Genomic DNA, 19,824 nt, shown 5'->3' on the forward strand with positions numbered 1-19,824 from the left:
AATAAAATTGTTTTGTAGCCGGGCATCCACGTGTTGCCCGTTTTTTATTTGCAGTATTGCTATAGCTCCTGTCAATTTGCTTAGTTTTGCCCTTTAATAAGAATTTATGCAAAAATTAGAAAACTATATTTTGGGAAAATGGGTTGAAGGGGAAGGAAGCGGGCAACAATTATATCATGCAATATCCGGGCAACCCATTTATGTTGCAGGCACACAAGGCATAGATTTTGAAAGCGCACTAAAATATGCACGTTCAAAAGGCAACCCGGCGTTAAGAAAATTGACTTTTCAGCAAAGGGGAAGGATGCTGAGGTCGCTTGCTTTGCATTTATTAAACCAAAAAGAAAAATTTTATACCATAAGCTATAAAACAGGCGCTACACGTGCAGATAGCTGGATAGATATTGAAGGCGGAATTGGTAATTTATTTGCCAATGCCTCGCTAAGGAGGCGGTTGCCCGATGATAATTTTTGTTTGGATGGCGAACCCATTTCACTGGGTAAAGAAAAAACTTTTATGGGCCACCACCTGCTGGTTCCTAAAGAAGGTGTGGCTATACATATAAATGCTTACAATTTTCCCGTGTGGGGAATGCTGGAAAAAATTGCAGTGAATTTATTGGCCGGTATGCCGGCAATTGTTAAGCCTGCAACGGTTACATCCTATCTTACCGAAGTGGTAGTTAAGGAAATAATTGCCAGCAAAATATTGCCCGAAGGTTCGCTACAACTGCTTTGCGGCAGCGCAGGCAATATGCTGGACTATGTAACATCGCAGGATGTTGTTACGTTTACCGGCTCTGCAGCCACCGGTTTAAAATTAAAATCACATCCTGCTATTTTAAAAGAATCGGTTCCGTTTAATATGGAAGCAGATTCGCTGAACTGCATGGTGCTGGGTGATGATATACAACCCGGCATGCCCGAATGGGACATTTTTATTAAAGAAGTAAGAAAAGAAATTACCGTAAAAGCAGGGCAAAAATGTACGGCTGTAAGGAGAATTTTTGTTCCGCAAAATAAACTGGAAAATGTTTCCCGTGCATTAGCCGATGCATTACAAAAGACTTTTGTAGGCAACCCGCAAAATGAAAAAGTGAGAATGGGCGCTTTAGCAGGCCAGGAGCAGCGTACCGAAGTAAAAACACAGGTGCAAAAATTACTGGCATCCTCACAAATTATTTATGGTTCATTGGATAGTGTGCAGCTTATTGATGCCGATGCGGAACTTGGCGCCTTTTTAAGCCCGCTTTTATTGCTCAACGAAAAGCCCTTGCAATCAGAAGAGCCGCATAATATTGAGGCATTTGGGCCGGTAAGCACGCTAATGCCTTATAAAAATATAGACGAGGTAATTGAATTAAGCAAAAAAGGAAAAGGCAGTTTGTGTTCCACTATTGTAACAGCAAATGCATCAGTGGCTAAAAAATATGTACTGGGTGCAGCAACATTTCATGGGCGAATTTTAGTGCTCAATGAGGATTGTGCAAAAGAAAGTACCGGGCATGGCTCACCATTACCCATGCTGGTACATGGCGGGCCTGGCCGTGCAGGTGGCGGAGAAGAAATGGGTGGCTTAAGGGGCATTAAACATTATTTGCAGCGTACTGCTATACAAGGTTCGCCAACGATGCTTACAGCAATTACCAATGTATACCAACCCAATGCAAAAGGGGGTTGTTGGCGAAAAGCATCCTTTTTCAAAATATTTTGATGAGCTGCAAATTGGCGACCAAATAGTAACAGAAAAACGCATCATAACTTCTGAAGATATTGACCGCTTTGCCCAATTAAGCGGCGACCAGTTTTATGCCCATTTAAAAGATACCGATTTTAACGGAACCATGTTTGAGCAGCAGGTTGCTCACGGTTATTTTATTATGAGCGCTGCTGCTGGTTTGTTTGTGCAAAGCTTTGTAAAAAACCCGGTATTGCTTAATTATGGTATTGATGAGTTGCGTTTTACAAAACCTGTTTACCCGGAATCCGCAATTTTTATTCGCTTTACCTGCAAAGAAAAAATTGAGCAGGAAGTTAAAGAACCCAATCCCGATGTGCCTTTTGTGCGTGGGCAGGATATTCCTAAGGGAATTGTAAAATGGTATGTGGAAATATTTGACGATACCGATGAACTTGCAGGAGTAGCAACGATTTTAACGATGGTGGAAAGAAAAGAAAAACAATAATTTGCATCATTTATAATAAATATTTTTTTAAATGAGTATAGAAATAATTGAGGGCTATGTAAAAGCAGGAACAGTTAATAGTATTACCACAATCGAATTCCATCATCCGCAAAGCAACTCGCTTCCCGGAAAAATGTTAAGTGCTTTGGCCACAGCCATACAAAAAGCCGGGCTGGATGCAGCTACTAAAGTTATAGTTTTGAAAAGCAGTGGCGAAAAAGCTTTTTGCGCAGGAGCAAGTTTTAATGAATTAACAGCGATACAAGATGAAAAGCAGGGGCTTGAATTTTTTAGCGGATTTGCAAATGTGATTAATGCTATGCGCAATAGCCAAAAATTTATTATTGCCCGTGTACAGGGTAAATGCGTGGGTGGAGGCGTTGGACTTGCAGCGGCTGCGGATTATGCCATTGCTTTGCAGTCTGCAGATATTAAACTCAGTGAACTGGCAGTTGGCATTGGACCTTTTGTGGTAGGCCCTGCCGTTGAGCGAAAAATTGGCGCTGCAGCTTTTAGTTCACTTTCTATTGATGCTACAAATTGGCGCAATAGTAATTGGGCATTGCAGCACGGGCTATTTGCCGAAGTTCATGAAAGTTCCGAGGTGCTGGATAAAGCTGTTTCTGCTTTGGCAAATACACTGGCCCAAAGCAGTGCAGAGGCAATGGCTGCGCTTAAAAAAATATTTTGGGCCGGCACCGAAAACTGGGACAGCTTGTTGTATGAACGGGCAGCTGTAAGTGGTAGACTGGTATTGAGCAATTATACCAAAGAAGCCATTGAAAAGTTTAAGACAAAATAAGGTATGAGAAAAAAGAGCCCCGCATTTTGCAGGGCCCCAACGTAGGCATTATGCTTTTTAGTTAAAATCGTATATGCGGTATGTTTCCGCAAAAAAGAAATGGCTAAATACGTCTTTTATCTTTTCTCTCCACTTGAGATTTGCAGCATTTTTACTTTCAAAATATTCGGCCTGGGCAATTTTGAGTTTTACTAATACAAGCCTTCCCTTTGTTCCTTTGCTGTAATTACTCATGGTTAAAAAACTTTCGCCTTCATCATCTACCAGTACAGCCCGGCCACTTACCCTTATGCGGCAGTCGGTACCTTTTTTGTAATAATCAAGGCTGGCAAAAAATGATTTCTCTACATTATCGGCATAATCGCCGGCGCAGGATGTAAAAAACCAAATATTCCCATCGTTATCCATTTGCAATGTGCTGATCACATTATTGGGCAATTGTAATTCCGAATAACTTTCAGAACGGAATAAAGCAATTTTGATTTCCTTTATTCTTTCTTTTAAAAATTCAAGGTTTGAGTCGAGGTATTGCATGATATTCTTGTTTTATAGTTAAGCATTTTTATAGCTTTTCATACACTGGATGTGTATTTGTCAAGGATATCAGTACAAATGGTTTTTGATGAGTAGAAATTTTTTTAACTACTTGTGGAGGATACTGAGTTTAGGAGCTGGTAAGCCGGATGTATTAAGTAAGAAGGGCTTTTTGGAGGATGAACTGGATTACAAATGTAAATCTAATAAAGGTTTTTGGAATTTCATAATTAGCCGGAAGGTTTTTAAAACTTATTAACAGCTATCTATAAATTATTGAAATGTAAGTGATAACGATGTTAAATAATTATCATTTTATGGAATAATAAAATGGAAGAAATAGAAAAAGCGAAGGAAGGAATAACTAATCGTATTTTAAAAATAGCTTTGCTAATTGTTGTTAAACACTTCTGTTTTGGCACGTATATTTTGTTGTTCGTCATCTTCATTTTTCTTTTTTTTGGCAAAAAGGTTATGGATAATAGATGTTCCGTAAGCCATTAATTTGTCGGCATTATTGGCGAGCAACGCAGCGCCCCAGGTTTTTGCCGCATTGGCTGCAAAAGCAGTTAGTGACAGGCCTTGTTTTGAGGGTGAAATAATTTTACCGGCTACAGCACCTGCGGTAATTCCGCCTAAGGCTTTTACCAAAATATTGCCTATGCTGCCATTGCCCACAAATTGTTCCAGCAGGTTGCCCACTGTGTTTTTGGCAATATTAGCCGGCTTTAAGCTTGCTTTTGTAATGAAAAATTGTTCTTTAAGCGCTGCATGTTTTTGCTTCACCAATATTTCAGATTCGGCAATGGCATTTTCTAATTCTTCAATATTATTGATTTTCCTGGTTGCCATTACCGTTAAAAATTTTTTGAATAATGTTGTTTTTTACCGAGTTTTCTATCACCGGTTTTCTAAAGGCTTTAATAATAAGCGCAACAATTAAATAAACGGCAGACAAAATTAAAAAGCCTGCAAAATTGCTGCTAAGCAACTGGCCCACCCAAATGGCAATTCCAATATTAATGAGCAGTAATGCAATAGCAACAATGCCCCAAAAAAGCAGGTTAAAAGCTATCCCCGAAGCTAAATTGGCCGTTTGCCTTGCAGTTTTAAGCTTAAATAGTTGAATTTTTTCTTCGGTATATTCCTCTGCCTTTTCCAGCAGTTCATCCAGGTTGTGAAGCGGATCGGTTTTTGCTGAATTATTATTGCTCATGCCAAAATTTAAATATTGATTTTCGTTTATTTTATGAAACAAATAATTTGCCTGCAACTTAAAGAATACTTTTTTCTTTTGCCTTAGTAAGGATATCATTAGCTTCATTACGGATATCCTGGTATTTATCCTGCATCTTGTTGCCAACTTCATCAAAACGGTGTTTTAATTTTTCACCCAGTTCGTTGCTTTTATTTTTTAATTTTTTCCTGGTTTCTTTTCCTTTATCGGGGGCAAATAAAATACCCAGTACAGCGCCGGCGGCTGCTCCCAATAGTATCCCGGCCAGTAGTTTGTTTGTTTTCATGTTTGTAAATTTTAATATTATGCAGCTAAAATGCTGCCAAAAACTTTATTATTCAAATAAGTGGACATAATTGCAGTATATGTATTGAATTTTAAGTATTATTTACCGTTTAAATTCAATTCATAACATTGCTTATAGCCAATTTATTGAATATAGATTAATACGCATTAGTAACCTTAAGTAAGATAAAGGCAAAGAAAAAGATACTAAGCTGTTAAGTTTACACATTAATCCTGTATAGAAAGTGAAGAGGTAATAAACTCCAGTAATTCCCGGTTAATATTATGCATGGTGTTTGTACCGGAATGTAATATTTGCCATTCCTCGTTTTCTATTTCCTGCAGGGTGTACAGGTATTTATTATTTCTATTGTATATTTCAAACATAAGGCAATTGCCTTTGTGGTAAGCATAATAACCAAAAACCCTGTAGTTGGGCTTCAATACGCTATATTGCCAGGTAAGTATTTTAGGTACATGAACCGGGTAAAGTAATAATTTATTTATTTGCGTACCAACCAGCTCAGCTAACAGGGTGTAACCCAAATCTTCTTCTATCCATTTACCGTTTTCCACATTGGTATAAAAAATATTTTCGTATCCGTTTTCAAAACACACCCGGAAAATATTGTTGCGGTAATGCATTGCTTTTAATACCGTTGCTGTAATTGTACCTCTTTTTGTATTGATGCCGATACTATTCATTCAAATATTTTTTTTCAATTTTAGCCATACCTTTTCCATGCTGTAAATAACATTTCTATACGGTTTTGCTACCTGCTTCCGTAAAAGCGGGTTTTATTTGGGAGTGGTTAATGAGGAGCAGAATAGTATTTTTCAATACTTTGGTAAGGCATAGTAAATGGTTATGCAGATAACGCTTTTTAAATATAAAACGCAACTACTATATAGGTTTCATTAGGGCGGGAATGATTAGAAATCTTTGATACAACAAATGTAATTTCTCAAATTGAAAATTTATAGTAAAAGCTTAATTAATTTTGTGGTTCTGGAAAAAATTTTTCAGGTTATAAATATTTTTAACGTATGCTGCAGAATAACGACCCTTTTTATGATAAATTTTGAACGGTTTATTTTAAGTAATGGCCTGCGCCTTTTGGTGCACACCGATAAAAGTACGCCTATGGCTGTTGTTAATGTGTTATATGATGTAGGCGCAAAAGATGAAAATCCACACAAAACGGGATTTGCCCATTTATTTGAACACCTCATGTTTGGAGGCAGTATAAACATCCCTGTTTATGATGAGCCTTTGCAGCAGGCAGGCGGGGAAAATAATGCCTTCACTACAAATGATTTTACCAATTATTTTTGCCAGTTGCCGGCAGAAAATATTGAAACTGCTTTTTGGCTGGAAAGCGACCGTATGCTAAGCCTTGCTTTCAGCAAAAAAAGCCTGGAGGTACAAAGAAAAGTGGTATGCGAAGAGTTTAAAGAAAACTATATCAATAAACCTTATGGCGATGTGTGGCATAAACTTAGGGAACTGGCTTACAGTACACATCCCTATCGCTGGATGACCATTGGAAAAGAATTAAAACATGTAGAAGACGCTTCGCTTGAAGACGTAAAAGGATTTTTTCATAAATTTTATACGCCGGCCAATGCCATTTTAGTAGTGGCAGGCAATGTTGATGTAGTGCAGGTAAAGCTGCTTGCAGAAAAATGGTTTGGCCCGATTCCCAACGGCGAAAAATATGAACGGAAATTACCTGTAGAACCTCCGCAAACAGCCCCAAGAAAGCTGGAAGTAAAGGCAGATGTGCCTTTGGATGCAATTTATAAATGCTGGCATATATACCCAAGGCTCGATGATAAATATTATACAGCCGATTTAATTACCGATGTTTTGGGTGGCGGCGCATCATCGAGGTTGTTTAATGCATTGGTTAAAGATAAAAAGCTTTTCAGCAATATTAATTGCTACCACCTGGGCAGCACCGATGCAGGCCTTTTGGTTATAGACGGAAAACTGGTAAAAGGAGTGGAAATGAAAATTGCAGAAGCCGCTATTGATGAGGAAATAATGAAATTATTAGAGAAAGGTGTGTCAGAGACAGAATTGGAAAAAGTGAAAAACAAAACAGAAAGCGCAATGGTATTTGAAGATATTGGCCTTGCCAACAGGGCTTCCAGCATTGCTATTTATGAATTACTGGGTGATGCTTCGCTGGTAAATACCGAATTGGATAAATATAAAGCAGTAACCACAGCATCTATTGCAATGGTAAGCAAAGAAATTTTTAATGAAAATAACTGCAGCACATTATATTACCTTTCTAAAACCATTTAAAATATTTGATGAACAGGAAATCAGCACCCAAAATTACCGAAGCGGTAAATTTTACTTTAAATCTTAAACCTTACGAAACCCTGGTACTGGATAACGGCGTAAAGGTGTATGCCATAAATGAAGGGCCACAGGATATCATACAAATTGAAATTGTTTTTTCGGCAGGCAACTGGTTCGAAAATAAAAACGGTATTGCAGGAGCAACTAATTTTATGCTCAAAAACGGCACGACTCAAAAAACAGCATTGCAAATAAACGAGGCTTTTGAGTACTATGGCACTTTTTGTAGCAGGCATTGTTATAACGAAACCGCCACACTTAGCCTTCATACCCTTACTAAATACCTCCATCATTTGCTTCCGGTTATGCAGGAGCTTATCAGTGATTCGGTTTTTCCGGAAAATGAGCTTGAATTGTTTAAACAGAACTCACTGCAAAAATTAACAGTGAATTTACGTAATGCCGAATTTGTTGCCGGGAGGTTAATTGACAGTTATGTTTATGGAGAAAACCACCCTTATGGTATTTACACCCGGCCAGATACCTTAGAGCAATTAACAGTAGAAGAACTAAAATTGTTCTACAATCAATATTATCTTAATGGGGAAGCTGTACTTTTTGTTTCTGGAAATTTGCCGGAAAAGATATTTGAATTACTCAACAACAATTTTGGTAAGCTCAGTTTAAAACCCGCAACCTTTCATTATCCTGCTAAAGTGGCGACACCTTCAATAGTAAAAAAATACCGTATAGAAAACGATAAAACATCGGTGCAAGGAGCAATTAGGCTGGCACAGCCTTTCCCCAACAGGCACCACCCCGACTTTAAAAAAGTTATGTTGCTTAATTGCCTGTTCGGTGGCTTTTTTGGCTCCAGGTTAATGAGTAATATCAGGGAAGATAAAGGCTTTACTTACGGTATTTACAGTTATATACAAAACCATTTGCAGCAAAGTGCGTGGCTTATCAGTACCGAAGCAGGCAAAGATGTTTGCGAAGCAACCATTAGCGAAGTGTATAAGGAAATGAAGGCGCTCACACAAAAGCACGTAGGTAAAGATGAATTGTTGCTGGTAAAAAATTATATGATGGGTACCATACTTGGCGATCTCAATGGCCCTTTTCAAATAATGGGCAGATGGAAAAATATTATACTCAACCAACTGGATGAAACCTATTTTTATGATTCTGTAAAAGCCATAAAGGAAACCACTGCCGAAGAACTCATGGAACTTTCAAAAAAATATTTAAGCCCCGAACAATTTTATGAGTTGGTTGTATATTAGGTTAATGTACCTTTGAGTTACCAGCACAACAAAAATGAATTTTTTAATAAAACTATTAATTACCGCAGGCGTTTCTTACCTGTTGCCTCAGTTGCTTTCCGGCATACATGTGGATAGTTTTAAGGCGGCTGTTTTATTCGCCCTTTTGCTGGGTATATTAAATGTACTGGTAAAACCTATTTTTATAATACTCACTTTGCCCGCAACTATACTTACGCTGGGTTTGTTTTTACTGGTTATAAATGCCGTTATGGTAATGCTGTCTGCAAAGTTTATATCCGGCTTTCATGTAGATGGCTTTTGGTGGGCACTGCTTTTCAGTATTTGCCTTTCGTTAATTACTTCGTTCCTGCACTCTGTTATTGACAACCCACGAAAATAATTTTTAATTCTAACCCGTAAATTGAAGACGATGTTGAACTACAAGTCCATTTTTGGGTTTGTATAAATTTTTTTTTAAAATGAGAAAAAATCAAACAAGGGCAATCGTTATTTGCCTTGCATTGCTGGGCATGCTTACTGTTTTTGCAGGTGGTTCTGTGCTGTTTGATTTATTTGATATGAGGGAAAGAGAAGGTAATTATATACTGTATATCGTTTGGGCAAATTTTATCTGCGGCTTTATTTATCTTATTGCTGCTTACGGGATATTAAAAAAGCAACGTTGGGCAGCATATCTTCTTTTCCTGGCTTCTGCTTTACTACTGCTGGTATTTTCCGAGCTGATTATACATATTAATAGAGGTGGATTGTATGAAACAAAAACGGTATATGCAATGAGTTTTAGAACAGCTGCTACCATTTTGTTTTCTATTTTAAGCTATTTGATCTTAGTAAAAAAAAGCCATAAAAACCAGCGGGATAACTAATTTCCAATTGTAGCGTAATGTATAAAATTTGGATGATTTTTTAAAAACCGGCGCTACAAATTAATAAAAGATAAAAATGTCTATATTTGCATTTATGCGGTAGTAAGAATCTGTAAAGCCGTTCTAATACAGGGCAGATACTGCTGTTTAAAATATTAAGTTGCCAAACTAAATGGGAAGAAAAGTATTTTTATGATGACGGACAGGCCCAAAAAGCTCATAGCTTTTTTATTGATTTTCTCTTTTATTATTTACACCATTTGCATTTATTTTAATTTTTCCCAAACAAATGTTCGCATAAACGCTCCTGCACAGGAAGGCAAGCTGGTATGGCAGCAATATGGCTGTAACTCCTGTCACCAGGTATATGGTCTGGGGGGCTATTTGGGCCCTGATTTAACGAATGTATATTCAAAAGGAGGATCAGGGTATATTAAAGCATTCCTAAAATCGGGAACTGAGGTTATGCCTAAATTTCAATTAACCGAAAATGAAATGAACAATTTGGCGGCCTATCTTAAGGTTGTGGACTCTTCAGGTAAGAGTAGCCCCCATTTGTTTAAAATAAATTACGATGGCACCATTCAGCAATAAACAAGATATTATACTACGCAACTTTTTAATTACTGTTTTATGCCTGCTGTTTTTGGGTATGTTTTTTGGCTTAACTGGCGCTTTACAATACTTGTCGCCCGGTTTTTTGAAAAATTACTTATCGTTTGAAAGAGTAAGGCCGCTGCACGTTTCTTCTGTGGTTTTTTGGATAATCTTTGGTGCTGCCTGTTGTGTTTTAACGTATGTAAAAGAGTATGTAGCAGGCAGTTTATTTTCATGGAAAATATTAAAGCTTGCATATGTTATTTTTTTATTTTCTACCATTATTATTTTAAGCTCTTATGTTTACGGCATTTTTGGCGGCAGGGAATACTGGGAGTTTAATCCTGTATTAGCTATTCCCGTTACAATAGTATGGGTATTATTACTGATCATCTTTGTAAAGTCAATTAAAACTTTTAAAAAGCAGCCTGTATATATCTGGATGTGGCTAACTGGTTTTTGCTTTTTTTTATTTACCTACCTCGAATCTAATTTATGGCTTATTCCTTTTTTTAGGAACAATGTTGTTTATGAATTAACGGTTCAATGGAAATCTTATGGCGCCATGGTGGGCTCATGGAATATGTTGATTTATGGCTGCGGTATTTATTTAATGGATAAAATTTCAGGCACTAAAGAATATGGCTTTTCTAAAACGGCATTTGCTATTTATTTTTTAGGGCTGTTTAATTTAATGTTTAACTGGGGCCACCATATTTATACTTTGCCTACTCATAGCCTTATAAAAAACATTGCGTATGTAGTAAGTATGACAGAGCTTATATTGTTTGTCCGTATTATCTATCTCTGGAAATCATCTTTAAGTACGGCATTAAAACATTTTCATTATTTGCCGTATAAATTTTTAATGGCAGCCGATATTTGGATTTTCCTCACCCTGGCATTGGCCATTCCCATGTCCATTCCTGCCGTAAATATTTATACGCATGGCACGCATGTTACGGTTGGCCATACCATGGGAGCTACTATTGGTATCAATACCATGTTGCTTTTCGCTTTTATTTTCGATATTATTTGGAAAGAAAAAATAATTGCACCTGAAAAAATAAAAAACTTTAACCTGGTTTATTGGATAGCTAATGGCGCTTTGCTCAGCTTTTGGCTTGCGCTGGTAATTGCCGGATTTTTAAAAGGCCACTGGCAAATGCATCCAGCATCGGTTCCCTTTTCTGCAATGATGTCAAGCTTAAAACCTTTTTTTATAATTTTTTTTATTGCGGGCAGTTTATTGTTTTTAAGTTTATCGGTATTTATTTTCGTGGCGGTATCTGCATTAGTAAAAATGAAACCGCAAGCAACACCACAAGCTGCTACTTAATATTTATTAAGAAAATTAATGAAAACCCGGTTACAGAAAATTGTTTACAAAGCATTTCCCCATTCAGCATAGGAGTCGGCTGTTTCAAAAAGTTTTAGTTTTAAAAGTTGTAATTCCCCTGGAAAATGCATTTGTAACTGCTGCCTTATAAAGAGCAAAATATTTTCAACAGACGGTTCCATTTCCCATATCAGTAAATTTTCAGCAGCCATAAAAGCGGGGTTTGTATTTAAATAGGTTCCTGACAATACCAGTTGATGGTCGAGCTTTTGGAGTATGAGGTCATCAACAATTTTTTTCAAATCTTTAAAATCAAAAATAAGGCCGGGTGCTGGCAAATAACCCTGCTTGTTGACGCTGCTGGTTACGGTAACGTGTAATACATAAGAGTGCCCGTGAATATTTTTGCATTTTCCGGCGTAGCCATATAATGCATGGGCCATTTCAAAGCGGAATATTTTTGTTACACTTAGCATTTATGGGCCAATTTAAATTGGTTCAATTGAGCTGCAAAATTAAAGATTAAAAGACGGAATTTAAACATATAATTTTTTGATTTTATCTTTTGCTTTTTGGCTAAAAACCAGGTTTTGGTTTCTGCCAAATAAATCTTTCCTTGTTCATTTCATTATTAAAACTGAAATTGCAACATGCAGTTTTTAAAACAAGATTTATCGGCTGAAAAGCTCATAGAATTATACAAGCAACTGGTTCTTCCCCGTTTAATAGAAGAAAAAATGCTGGTATTGCTCCGGCAGGGAAAAATAAGTAAATGGTTCAGCGGAATTGGCCAGGAAGCTATAGCAGCAGGCGCTACGGCAGCTTTGCAGCCCGATGAGTGGATAATGCCTTTGCACAGGAACCTGGCTGTTTTTACCGGCCGCAACATGCCTTTATCTAAATTATTTATGCAATGGCAGGGCAATAAGGACGGGTACAGCAAAGGCAGGGAACGCAGCTTTCATTTTGGCAGTAAAGAACATCATGTGTGCGGAATGATAAGCCATCTTGGCCCGCAACTTGCCATTGCAGATGGTGTTGCACTTGCCTATAAATTACAAAAAGCCAATAAAGTTGCTTTGGCATTTACCGGCGATGGCGGTACCAGCGAAGGGGATTTTCATGAAGCACTAAATATAGCAGCAGTATGGGATTTGCCGGTAATTTTTATTATTGAAAATAACGGCTATGGCTTAAGCACACCGGTAAATGAGCAATACCGGTGTAAAAATCTAGTGGATAAAGCTGCCGGTTATGGAATAGATGGCGTACAAATTGACGGCAATAATATTCTTACGGTTTATGATACTATTAAAGGCGTAAGGGAGTATTGTATCAAAAATCAAAAACCGTACTTAATTGAATGTATTACATTTCGGATGCGTGGGCACGAGGAAGCCAGCGGCGTAAAATATGTTCCCAAAGAACTATTTGAACTATGGGAAAAAAAAGACCCGGTAAAAAACTATGAAAACTGGCTTATTGAAGAAAAAATTTTATTGGAACCGCAGGTGAACGATATTAAAACAAAAGCCAAAGAGTATATAGAAAGGGAATTACAAGCTGCTTATAATGCCGCAGCTTTGCATCCCAATACTACAGAAGAAGTAAACGATGTTTATGCCAAAAGAAAAGGCCCGGTTTTTTATAATATTCCAGCAAGTCAGCAGGCTGGCGGTAGCCGATTTTCAAAACTCAGGCTTTCAGAAAACGACCATCAACCCAAAGCACAGGAAAAACGTTTTATAGAAGCCATAAGTGAAGGACTAAAACAAAGTATGCAGCAGCATGATAATTTAATATTAATGGGGCAGGATATTGCAGAGTATGGCGGCGCATTTAAAGTTACCGAAGGATTTGTAAATGAATTTGGAAAAGAAAGGGTACGCAATACACCACTTTGCGAAAGTGCAATTGTAGGCGCTGCATTGGGCTTAAGCCTTGAAGGGTATAAAGCAATGATGGAAATGCAATTTGCCGATTTTGTAACCGTTGGGTTCAACCAAATTATCAATAACCTGGCAAAAATACATTATCGCTGGAGCCAAAATGCCGATGTAGTAATCAGGATGCCCACCGGCGGCGGCGTGGGCGCTGGCCCTTTTCACAGCCAAAGTAATGAAGCATGGTTTGTACATTGCCCGGGATTAAAAGTTGTGTATCCTTCTACCGCATACGATGCAAAGGGCTTGTTGATAGCAGCCATTAATGATCCCAATCCTGTACTATTTTTTGAACATAAAGCATTATACAGGAGCATTAGTGGCCAGGTGCCGGAAGAATATTATGAAGTGGAAATTGGCAAAGCCAAACATGTAAAGGAAGGACAAGATATTTCTATTATTACTTATGGTGCAGGTGTACACTGGGCAATAGAATATGCCGAAAAAAACAAAAAAATTTCTGTTGATATTGTTGACCTGCGCAGCTTGCTGCCACTGGATTACGATGCTTTGCAACAAGCAGTAAGCAGAACGGGTAAAATACTGGTGCTGCATGAAGATACTTTAACAGGTGGTATTGGCGGAGAAATAGCCGCTTGGATAAGCGAACATTGTTTTGATAAACTGGATGCACCGGTTATGCGTTGTGCCAGCCTGGATACCCCCATTCCTTTTAACCTTGACCTGGAGAAAAATTTTATGGCCTATTCAAGGCTTGGCCAAAAAATTGAACAACTCATGAGTTACTAAACAAAAATTTACACCTCAAAAATCCCTTCACCCTGCCTTATTACCTGCCAGTTATCTGTGGTACAATCAACCACCGTAGAAGGATTGATACCGCCAATGCCACCATCAATAACATAATCTACTTTGTCACCAAAAATCTCATTAATAATTTCCGGGTCGGTATAGTCTTCTACCCTTTCGCCGGGCAACGAAGCGCTTAAAACCGGGTGGCCTATGGTTTTCAGCATTTGCTGGCATATTTCATTATCGGGCACTCTTAGCCCAATGGTGGACCGCTTGCTTTGAATAAACCTGGGCACCACTTTACTAGCAGGCAATATAAAAGTAAATGGCCCCGGAAGATAAGATTTCAGCATTCGGTAAAGTGGTGTGTTGATGCTTTTGGTATATTCACTCAGGTGGCTCAAATCATTGCACAAAAAGGTCATTAAATGTTTTTTAGGGTCGGCATTTTTTATTTTGGCAATACGTTCAATGGCTTTGTGTTCAAAAATAGTACAGCCAATTCCATATACACTGTCTGTAGGGTATATTACCACACCGCCATTCAGCAGGCAATCGGCTACCTGCTGTATCAATCTGGGCTGGGGGTTTTGTGGGTGTATCCTTAATAACATTAAAACTATTGAGGTGAGGATAAGTAAAACACAAGGCAATTTAAATTTTATCCTCTACTTTTGCAGCGTTTTTTAATTTTTATACTAATACGTTAAGCAATATGTCACTTATTACTGTGGGCACTATGGCTTTTGATGCCATTGAAACACCTTTTGGAAAAGTAGATAAAATAGTTGGCGGCTCTGCAACCTATGTTGCCTACGCAGCAAGTAACTTTGTATCTCCGGTGCAGCAAATATCCATTGTAGGGTACGATTTTCCAGAAGAAGAAATGAAAAGCCTGCAAAAACGGGGCGTACAAACAGAAGGCGTAGAAGTGGTAAAAGATAAAAAATCTTTTTTTTGGAGCGGTAAATATCATATTGATATGAACTCCCGTGATACTTTAATAACCGACCTGAATGTATTAGAAGACTTTAATCCTATAGTACCAGATAGTTACCAGGGTTCAGAATTTTTATTATTGGGTAACCTGATGCCCAAACTGCAGTTAAGCGTAATTAACCAGTTGAAAAAAAGACCTCGCCTCATTGTTATGGACACCATGAACTTTTGGATGGACATTGCCATGGACGATTTAAAAACAGTATTAAAAAAAGTAGATGTATTATTGGTGAACGATGGGGAAGCCAGGCAACTAAGCGGCGAAGTTTCCTTAGTAAAAGCGGCCAAAGCCATTATGGCAATGGGCCCGCAATACCTTATTATCAAAAAAGGCGAGCATGGCGCATTGTTGTTTCACCAAAACAGCGTGTTTTTTGCACCGGCTTTACCGTTGGAAGATGTGATAGACCCAACCGGCGCCGGTGATACTTTTGCCGGGGGGTTTACCGGTTACTTAGCCAAAGTAAAAGACATCAGTTTCGACAGCATGAAAACAGCCATTATAGTAGGTAGCGCTATGGCAAGTTTTTGTGTAGAAAAATTTGGCCCGGAAAGATTAAAAGAAATTACCGCAGATGATATTACAGCCCGTATCAATGAATTTGTGCAATTGGTAAATTTTGATATAGACCTTATTTGATAAGAAAGATTTTAGATAAGTTGCTTTATAATTAACTTTGAGCAGAAGGAGTTAAAGCAATGTACAACCAAAGCGAATCAAAAATATTACAGCAGCAAACCCAGCAATGGCTTGCATTTATAGACAGCAAAACCATTAATGAAAAAATTGCGGCAGGTATTGATAACTTGCGCAATGTATTACGTTTTCATGAATATCGCTATTATGTTTTAAATAATCCGCATTTGGCCGATGCTGAGTATGATCTTCTTTATAAACTACTCGAAAATTACGAGAAAGATAATCCATCTTCTATTACCCCGAACTCTCCTACGCAAAGGGTTGGCGTTGCTTTTATTAAAGACTTCCCCAAAAGACAACACCTTGTTCCCATGCTTTCGTTGGAAAATTCTTATAATGCAGAAGACCTTTTGGACTGGGACAGGAAAGCCAGGGAATTAAGCGGCTTAAGCAGTATTGAATATTGTGTGGAACCAAAATTTGACGGAGCAAGCATTTCTGTTATTTATGAAAACGATTTATTGATGCATGGCGTTACCCGTGGAGATGGCGAAACAGGAGATGATATTACACCCAATATCAGACAAATAAAATCGTTACCCTTATCGGCTTTATTCAGCAACTATGGTATTGCTCAAATTGAAATAAGGGGCGAAGTTTTGATGAATAAAAATAATTTTAAAAAATATAACGACGGGCTTATGGAAGAGGGCTTGCCGCCCCTGGCCAACCCAAGAAATGCCGCCGCAGGTAGCCTGCGTATTAAGGAAACGGCTGAAGTAAGAAAAAGAAACCTTGAGGCTTTTTTATACCACGTTAGCTATTTTACAGCTTATAATTTACCCTTTACCCTTAACGGTAAAAAAATGGAGAAGGCTTTAAATAGCAAACCTGCAACCCATAGCACAATGCTGGAAATGCTTTGGAACCTTGGCTTCCGCAGCCCAAAAGCTGAAATGACAGTTGTGGAAGGAATTGATGCAGTAACGGAACATATTCAGGCATACGAAGAAAAAAGAGATAGCCTGCCTTATGAAATAGATGGAATGGTGATAAAGGTTAACGATTTGAATTTACAGGAGAAACTGGGCATGACGTCGCACCATCCCCGATGGGCAATTGCGTTTAAATTTAAAGCAAGGCAGGCTACAAGCAAATTAATTTTAGTGGATTTCCAGGTAGGGAGAACAGGCGCCGTAACACCGGTAGCAAAAATACAACCGGTGCAGGTAGGAGGCGTTACGGTAAGCAGCATATCCATTCATAACGAAGAGTATATTAAAGAAAAAAACTTAATGCTTGGCGACGCTATTCTTATTGAAAGAAGCGGCGATGTAATTCCCCAAATTGTAAAATCATTACCCGAACTAAGGGACGGAAATGAAAAGAAAATAATTTTCCCCAAAAAATGTCCAGTATGTAAAGAACAACTGTACAAAGCGCAGGATGAAGCCGTTTGGCGTTGCACCAATATAAATTGCGAAGCACAGGTAGTGGAACGCATTATTCATTTTGCCGGCAAAAATGCAATGGATATTCGTAGTTTAGGAGATGCCAACATCCGAAAGTTTTATCAGCTTGGCTTATTAAAATCTGTTTCTGATATTTACCAATTTCCTTTTGAAGCAGTAAAATCGCTGGAAGGCTTTGGTACAAAATCTATTGAAAACCTGCAAACCGCTATTGAAAACAGTAAGCAACAACCTTTGCACAGGTTTATTTATGCTTTGGGCATACGGTATGTGGGCGAAACTACGGCCAAATCACTGGCGCAGGCAGTAAATAATATTTTTGACTTAAGTGCATATAGCTTGGAAAAATTGCAGCAGCTGGATGATATTGGGGTAAAAGTAGCATCCAGCATTTTCGATTTTTTTAAAAATTTAGACAATATTAAAATGCTGTATTCCCTTCAGGAGTTGGGCTTAAATATGAGTGCAGCAAAAGCAACTAAAAGCGGTAACCTTACAGGCCAAACTTTTTTATTTACCGGCACACTGGAAAAAATGAAACGTACCGAAGCCGAAGAACTGGTAGAAAAAAACGGTGGTAAAATTTTAGGCAGTGTAAGCAGTAAATTAAATTACCTGGTAGTAGGCGCCGAAGCAGGGAGCAAGTTGGAGAAAGCAAAAAAAATAAGCTCGGTAAAAATTTTAACAGAAGAAGATTTTTTACAAATGATTCAGGCCAAATAAAATTATTTATATGTTGCAACAGTCAACGCTAAGATTTTTAAAACAATTACGTTCCAATAACAATAAACCCTGGTTTGATAACCATCGGCAGGAATATGAAAAAGTAAAAGAAGATTTTATAAACCTGGTTCAGCAAGTATTGGATAATGCTGCCAGGTTTGATGCAAATTTGCAAAACCTGCAACATAAAAATTGTGTTTTTCGCATCAACAGGGATGTAAGATTTAGCGCCGATAAGCGGCCTTATAAAAATAACCTTGCTGCTTATTTTAATAAAGATGGAAAAAAGGGCGAAGGAGCAGGATATTACCTGCATATAGAACCCGGAAAAAGTTTTATTGGTGTGGGAATATGGCAACCATTGCCCGAAGTGCTGGCAAAAATACGGCAGGAAATAGATTACAACTTGCCCGGGTTTAAATTATTGCTGAAAAATGCAAAGTTTAAAAAACATTTTTTCAATGGCCTTGTCACAGAGAATAAGCTTTCCCGTCCGCCAAAAGGCTATAACGACGATAACCCCGCAATTGAATGGATAAAATTGAAAAGTTTTATTGTTACCTGCACAATAAGCGATGCCGATATTGTAAAAAAAACTTTCTCCAAACAGGTTGCCGATGTTTTTGGCGCCGCATTACCACTCGTAAATTTTATTAATAAAGCCCTGGATTAAAAAAAATGGCCAGTGATAAAAATCACCGGCCTTGCTTACCTCTGAAACCACAAGAAAAAATCTTTACGAGGTAAAGTATAACTATATTAAACAAAACGAAACAAAAATCTTTGGCCTTTTGGGGTGATTTTTTACTGGAAGTTTGGAATAGAGAAGTATGCTCTTTTGAAGGGCTTCAGATAAGATAGAATTGGAAATAATCGTTTTATAGAGGGTGACTGTAAAATTATAATAAATATTTTATTATAATAATTTTTTTGCCTTTTTTTTGCTCAATTTTTCTTTTGTATCTTTTTTTGCAAATTCATTGAGGTAAATTTTGTATTGACTATACCAGTAATAGGGCGCTTTTTTACTATAACCTATCTATATTACTCATATCCGTTGGCAAGGCCACTATGCTTAAAGCTTCATCCGTGCTGCTTGAATAGCAGTTTTAACAATAACTGGAAATAGCCCATCATAGTGAATATTTTCATAATAATTTAAAGTAATTATTAAATTTATAGCTTACTAGTACCTTAAGAGGGGTTTAATTTGCGCTTATTTAGAACCTGCAAAACTAATTACCATTAGTTTTGTAGCAGATCTGGTAAAAATGGCAAAAATAAAAGCCGGCAAAAAGGAAAGTAAAAAAGCGGCAATGCTTTTCAGAAAGAATGGCTTTACCTCCACTAGTATGCAGCATATTGCTGCAGAACTTGGCGTGGAAGCACCAAGCCTGTACAACCATATTACCGGAAAGGCTCAACTGCTGCAAAGTATTTGTTTTGCCGTAGGCGATGATTTTACGGCCCATTGGTACCGTGTTAAGAACAGTTCAGAAACCGTTTCTCAAAAACTGGAACTACTCATAAAACTGCATATACGAAAAATCACAACAGATTTTAATGAAGTTTTTGTTGCCAACCATGAGTGGAAGCAATTGAAAGGGCCTTTTTTGAAACAGTTTATTTTACAAAGGCAGGCGTATGAGAATTTTATGATAGAACTTATTGCTGAAGGAGTCAAATTAAAAGCATTTAAAACTATTCATCCCAAAGTTGCAGCGCTCAGCATCCTTTATACCATTCGTGGCATAGAGTACTGGAAGCGAAAAGAAAATATTTTGAGCAATAAAGAAATCGAAGAAAATATTATCAATCATTTATTATTTGGATTAATACAGTAAC

19 protein-coding genes and 1 pseudogene are annotated in these 19,824 nt (G+C 37.7%); 13 read left to right on the forward strand and 7 right to left on the reverse strand.

Going from position 1 to position 19,824, the window contains the following annotated elements; translation table 11 throughout:
• Positions 1 to 106: 106 nt before the first annotated feature.
• Positions 107 to 2,186: pseudogene (gene paaZ / locus IPO46_07085) on the forward strand (phenylacetic acid degradation bifunctional protein PaaZ).
• 31 nt (positions 2,187 to 2,217) lie between these two features.
• Positions 2,218 to 2,988, forward strand: a complete 771-nt coding sequence (locus tag IPO46_07090) for an enoyl-CoA hydratase/isomerase family protein (protein QQS61913.1) — start codon at positions 2,218 to 2,220, stop codon at positions 2,986 to 2,988.
• A gap of 57 nt (positions 2,989 to 3,045) precedes the next feature.
• Here IPO46_07090 and IPO46_07095 read toward each other — a convergent pair whose 3' ends face one another.
• From IPO46_07095 to IPO46_07115, 5 genes are all read right to left on the reverse strand, one after another.
• Positions 3,046 to 3,522 (reverse strand): pyridoxamine 5'-phosphate oxidase family protein, encoded by a 477-nt coding sequence (locus IPO46_07095; protein ID QQS61914.1) that lies wholly within the window; start codon positions 3,520 to 3,522, stop codon positions 3,046 to 3,048.
• Positions 3,523 to 3,912: 390 nt separating this feature from the next.
• Positions 3,913 to 4,374: a hypothetical protein gene (locus tag IPO46_07100; protein QQS61915.1), complete on the reverse strand. Its 462-nt coding sequence runs from the start codon at positions 4,372 to 4,374 to the stop codon at positions 3,913 to 3,915.
• Complete coding sequence (locus IPO46_07105; protein QQS61916.1) at positions 4,352 to 4,846, reverse strand: hypothetical protein; 495 nt, start codon at positions 4,844 to 4,846, stop codon at positions 4,352 to 4,354. The genes IPO46_07100 and IPO46_07105 overlap by 23 nt, the downstream gene beginning before the upstream one ends.
• Positions 4,797 to 5,045: a YtxH domain-containing protein gene (locus IPO46_07110; GenBank protein ID QQS61917.1), complete on the reverse strand. Its 249-nt coding sequence runs from the start codon at positions 5,043 to 5,045 to the stop codon at positions 4,797 to 4,799. The genes IPO46_07105 and IPO46_07110 overlap by 50 nt, the downstream gene beginning before the upstream one ends.
• 227 nt (positions 5,046 to 5,272) lie before the next feature.
• Positions 5,273 to 5,749, reverse strand: a complete 477-nt coding sequence (locus tag IPO46_07115; protein QQS61918.1) for a hypothetical protein — start codon at positions 5,747 to 5,749, stop codon at positions 5,273 to 5,275.
• Between the two features lie 367 nt (positions 5,750 to 6,116).
• Here IPO46_07115 and IPO46_07120 point away from each other — a divergent pair, with 367 nt between their 5' ends.
• From IPO46_07120 to IPO46_07145, 6 genes are all read left to right on the forward strand, one after another.
• The gene (locus tag IPO46_07120) at positions 6,117 to 7,358 is read left to right on the forward strand and encodes an insulinase family protein (protein QQS61919.1); all 1,242 of its coding nucleotides are present in this window, start codon (positions 6,117 to 6,119) and stop codon (positions 7,356 to 7,358) included.
• Positions 7,359 to 7,363: 5 nt separating this feature from the next.
• On the forward strand, positions 7,364 to 8,644 hold the full coding sequence (locus IPO46_07125) for an insulinase family protein (protein QQS61920.1): 1,281 nt from the start codon (positions 7,364 to 7,366) through the stop codon (positions 8,642 to 8,644).
• 34 nt (positions 8,645 to 8,678) lie between these two features.
• Positions 8,679 to 9,026 (forward strand): phage holin family protein, encoded by a 348-nt coding sequence (locus IPO46_07130; protein QQS61921.1) that lies wholly within the window; start codon positions 8,679 to 8,681, stop codon positions 9,024 to 9,026.
• A gap of 130 nt (positions 9,027 to 9,156) precedes the next feature.
• A complete protein-coding gene (locus tag IPO46_07135) occupies positions 9,157 to 9,513 on the forward strand; it encodes a hypothetical protein (GenBank protein ID QQS64342.1) in 357 nt (118 codons plus the stop codon).
• A gap of 192 nt (positions 9,514 to 9,705) precedes the next feature.
• Entirely contained in the window at positions 9,706 to 10,107 is a 402-nt protein-coding gene (locus IPO46_07140) for a cytochrome c (GenBank protein QQS61922.1), read from the forward strand.
• Positions 10,088 to 11,449, forward strand: a complete 1,362-nt coding sequence (locus IPO46_07145; protein QQS61923.1) for a cbb3-type cytochrome c oxidase subunit I — start codon at positions 10,088 to 10,090, stop codon at positions 11,447 to 11,449. Before IPO46_07140 ends, IPO46_07145 begins: the two co-directional genes overlap by 20 nt.
• Positions 11,450 to 11,493: 44 nt before the next feature.
• Here the strand turns inward: IPO46_07145 and IPO46_07150 are convergent, their stop codons facing one another.
• A complete protein-coding gene (locus tag IPO46_07150) occupies positions 11,494 to 11,925 on the reverse strand; it encodes a 6-carboxytetrahydropterin synthase (protein QQS61924.1) in 432 nt (143 codons plus the stop codon).
• Between the two features lie 174 nt (positions 11,926 to 12,099).
• Here IPO46_07150 and IPO46_07155 point away from each other — a divergent pair, with 174 nt between their 5' ends.
• Positions 12,100 to 14,142 (forward strand): dehydrogenase E1 component subunit alpha/beta, encoded by a 2,043-nt coding sequence (locus tag IPO46_07155; protein QQS61925.1) that lies wholly within the window; start codon positions 12,100 to 12,102, stop codon positions 14,140 to 14,142.
• Between the two features lie 8 nt (positions 14,143 to 14,150).
• Here IPO46_07155 and IPO46_07160 read toward each other — a convergent pair whose 3' ends face one another.
• Positions 14,151 to 14,759, reverse strand: coding sequence for a threonylcarbamoyl-AMP synthase (locus tag IPO46_07160; GenBank protein ID QQS61926.1), 609 nt, complete (start codon positions 14,757 to 14,759; stop codon positions 14,151 to 14,153).
• Positions 14,760 to 14,860: 101 nt separating this feature from the next.
• Between IPO46_07160 and IPO46_07165 the strand changes: the two genes are divergently transcribed.
• From IPO46_07165 to IPO46_07180, 4 genes are all read left to right on the forward strand, one after another.
• The gene (locus IPO46_07165; GenBank protein QQS61927.1) at positions 14,861 to 15,784 is read left to right on the forward strand and encodes a bifunctional hydroxymethylpyrimidine kinase/phosphomethylpyrimidine kinase; all 924 of its coding nucleotides are present in this window, start codon (positions 14,861 to 14,863) and stop codon (positions 15,782 to 15,784) included.
• Positions 15,785 to 15,843: 59 nt separating this feature from the next.
• Complete coding sequence (ligA, locus tag IPO46_07170) at positions 15,844 to 17,979, forward strand: NAD-dependent DNA ligase LigA (protein QQS61928.1); 2,136 nt, start codon at positions 15,844 to 15,846, stop codon at positions 17,977 to 17,979.
• A 10-nt stretch (positions 17,980 to 17,989) separates the two neighbouring features.
• Positions 17,990 to 18,652: a DUF2461 domain-containing protein gene (locus IPO46_07175; GenBank protein QQS61929.1), complete on the forward strand. Its 663-nt coding sequence runs from the start codon at positions 17,990 to 17,992 to the stop codon at positions 18,650 to 18,652.
• A gap of 598 nt (positions 18,653 to 19,250) precedes the next feature.
• Positions 19,251 to 19,823: a TetR family transcriptional regulator gene (locus tag IPO46_07180; protein QQS61930.1), complete on the forward strand. Its 573-nt coding sequence runs from the start codon at positions 19,251 to 19,253 to the stop codon at positions 19,821 to 19,823.
• Position 19,824 lies beyond the last annotated feature (1 nt).

The sequence above is a fragment of the Chitinophagaceae bacterium genome (assembly GCA_016699815.1).
GTDB lineage: Bacteria > Bacteroidota > Bacteroidia > Chitinophagales > Chitinophagaceae > Ferruginibacter.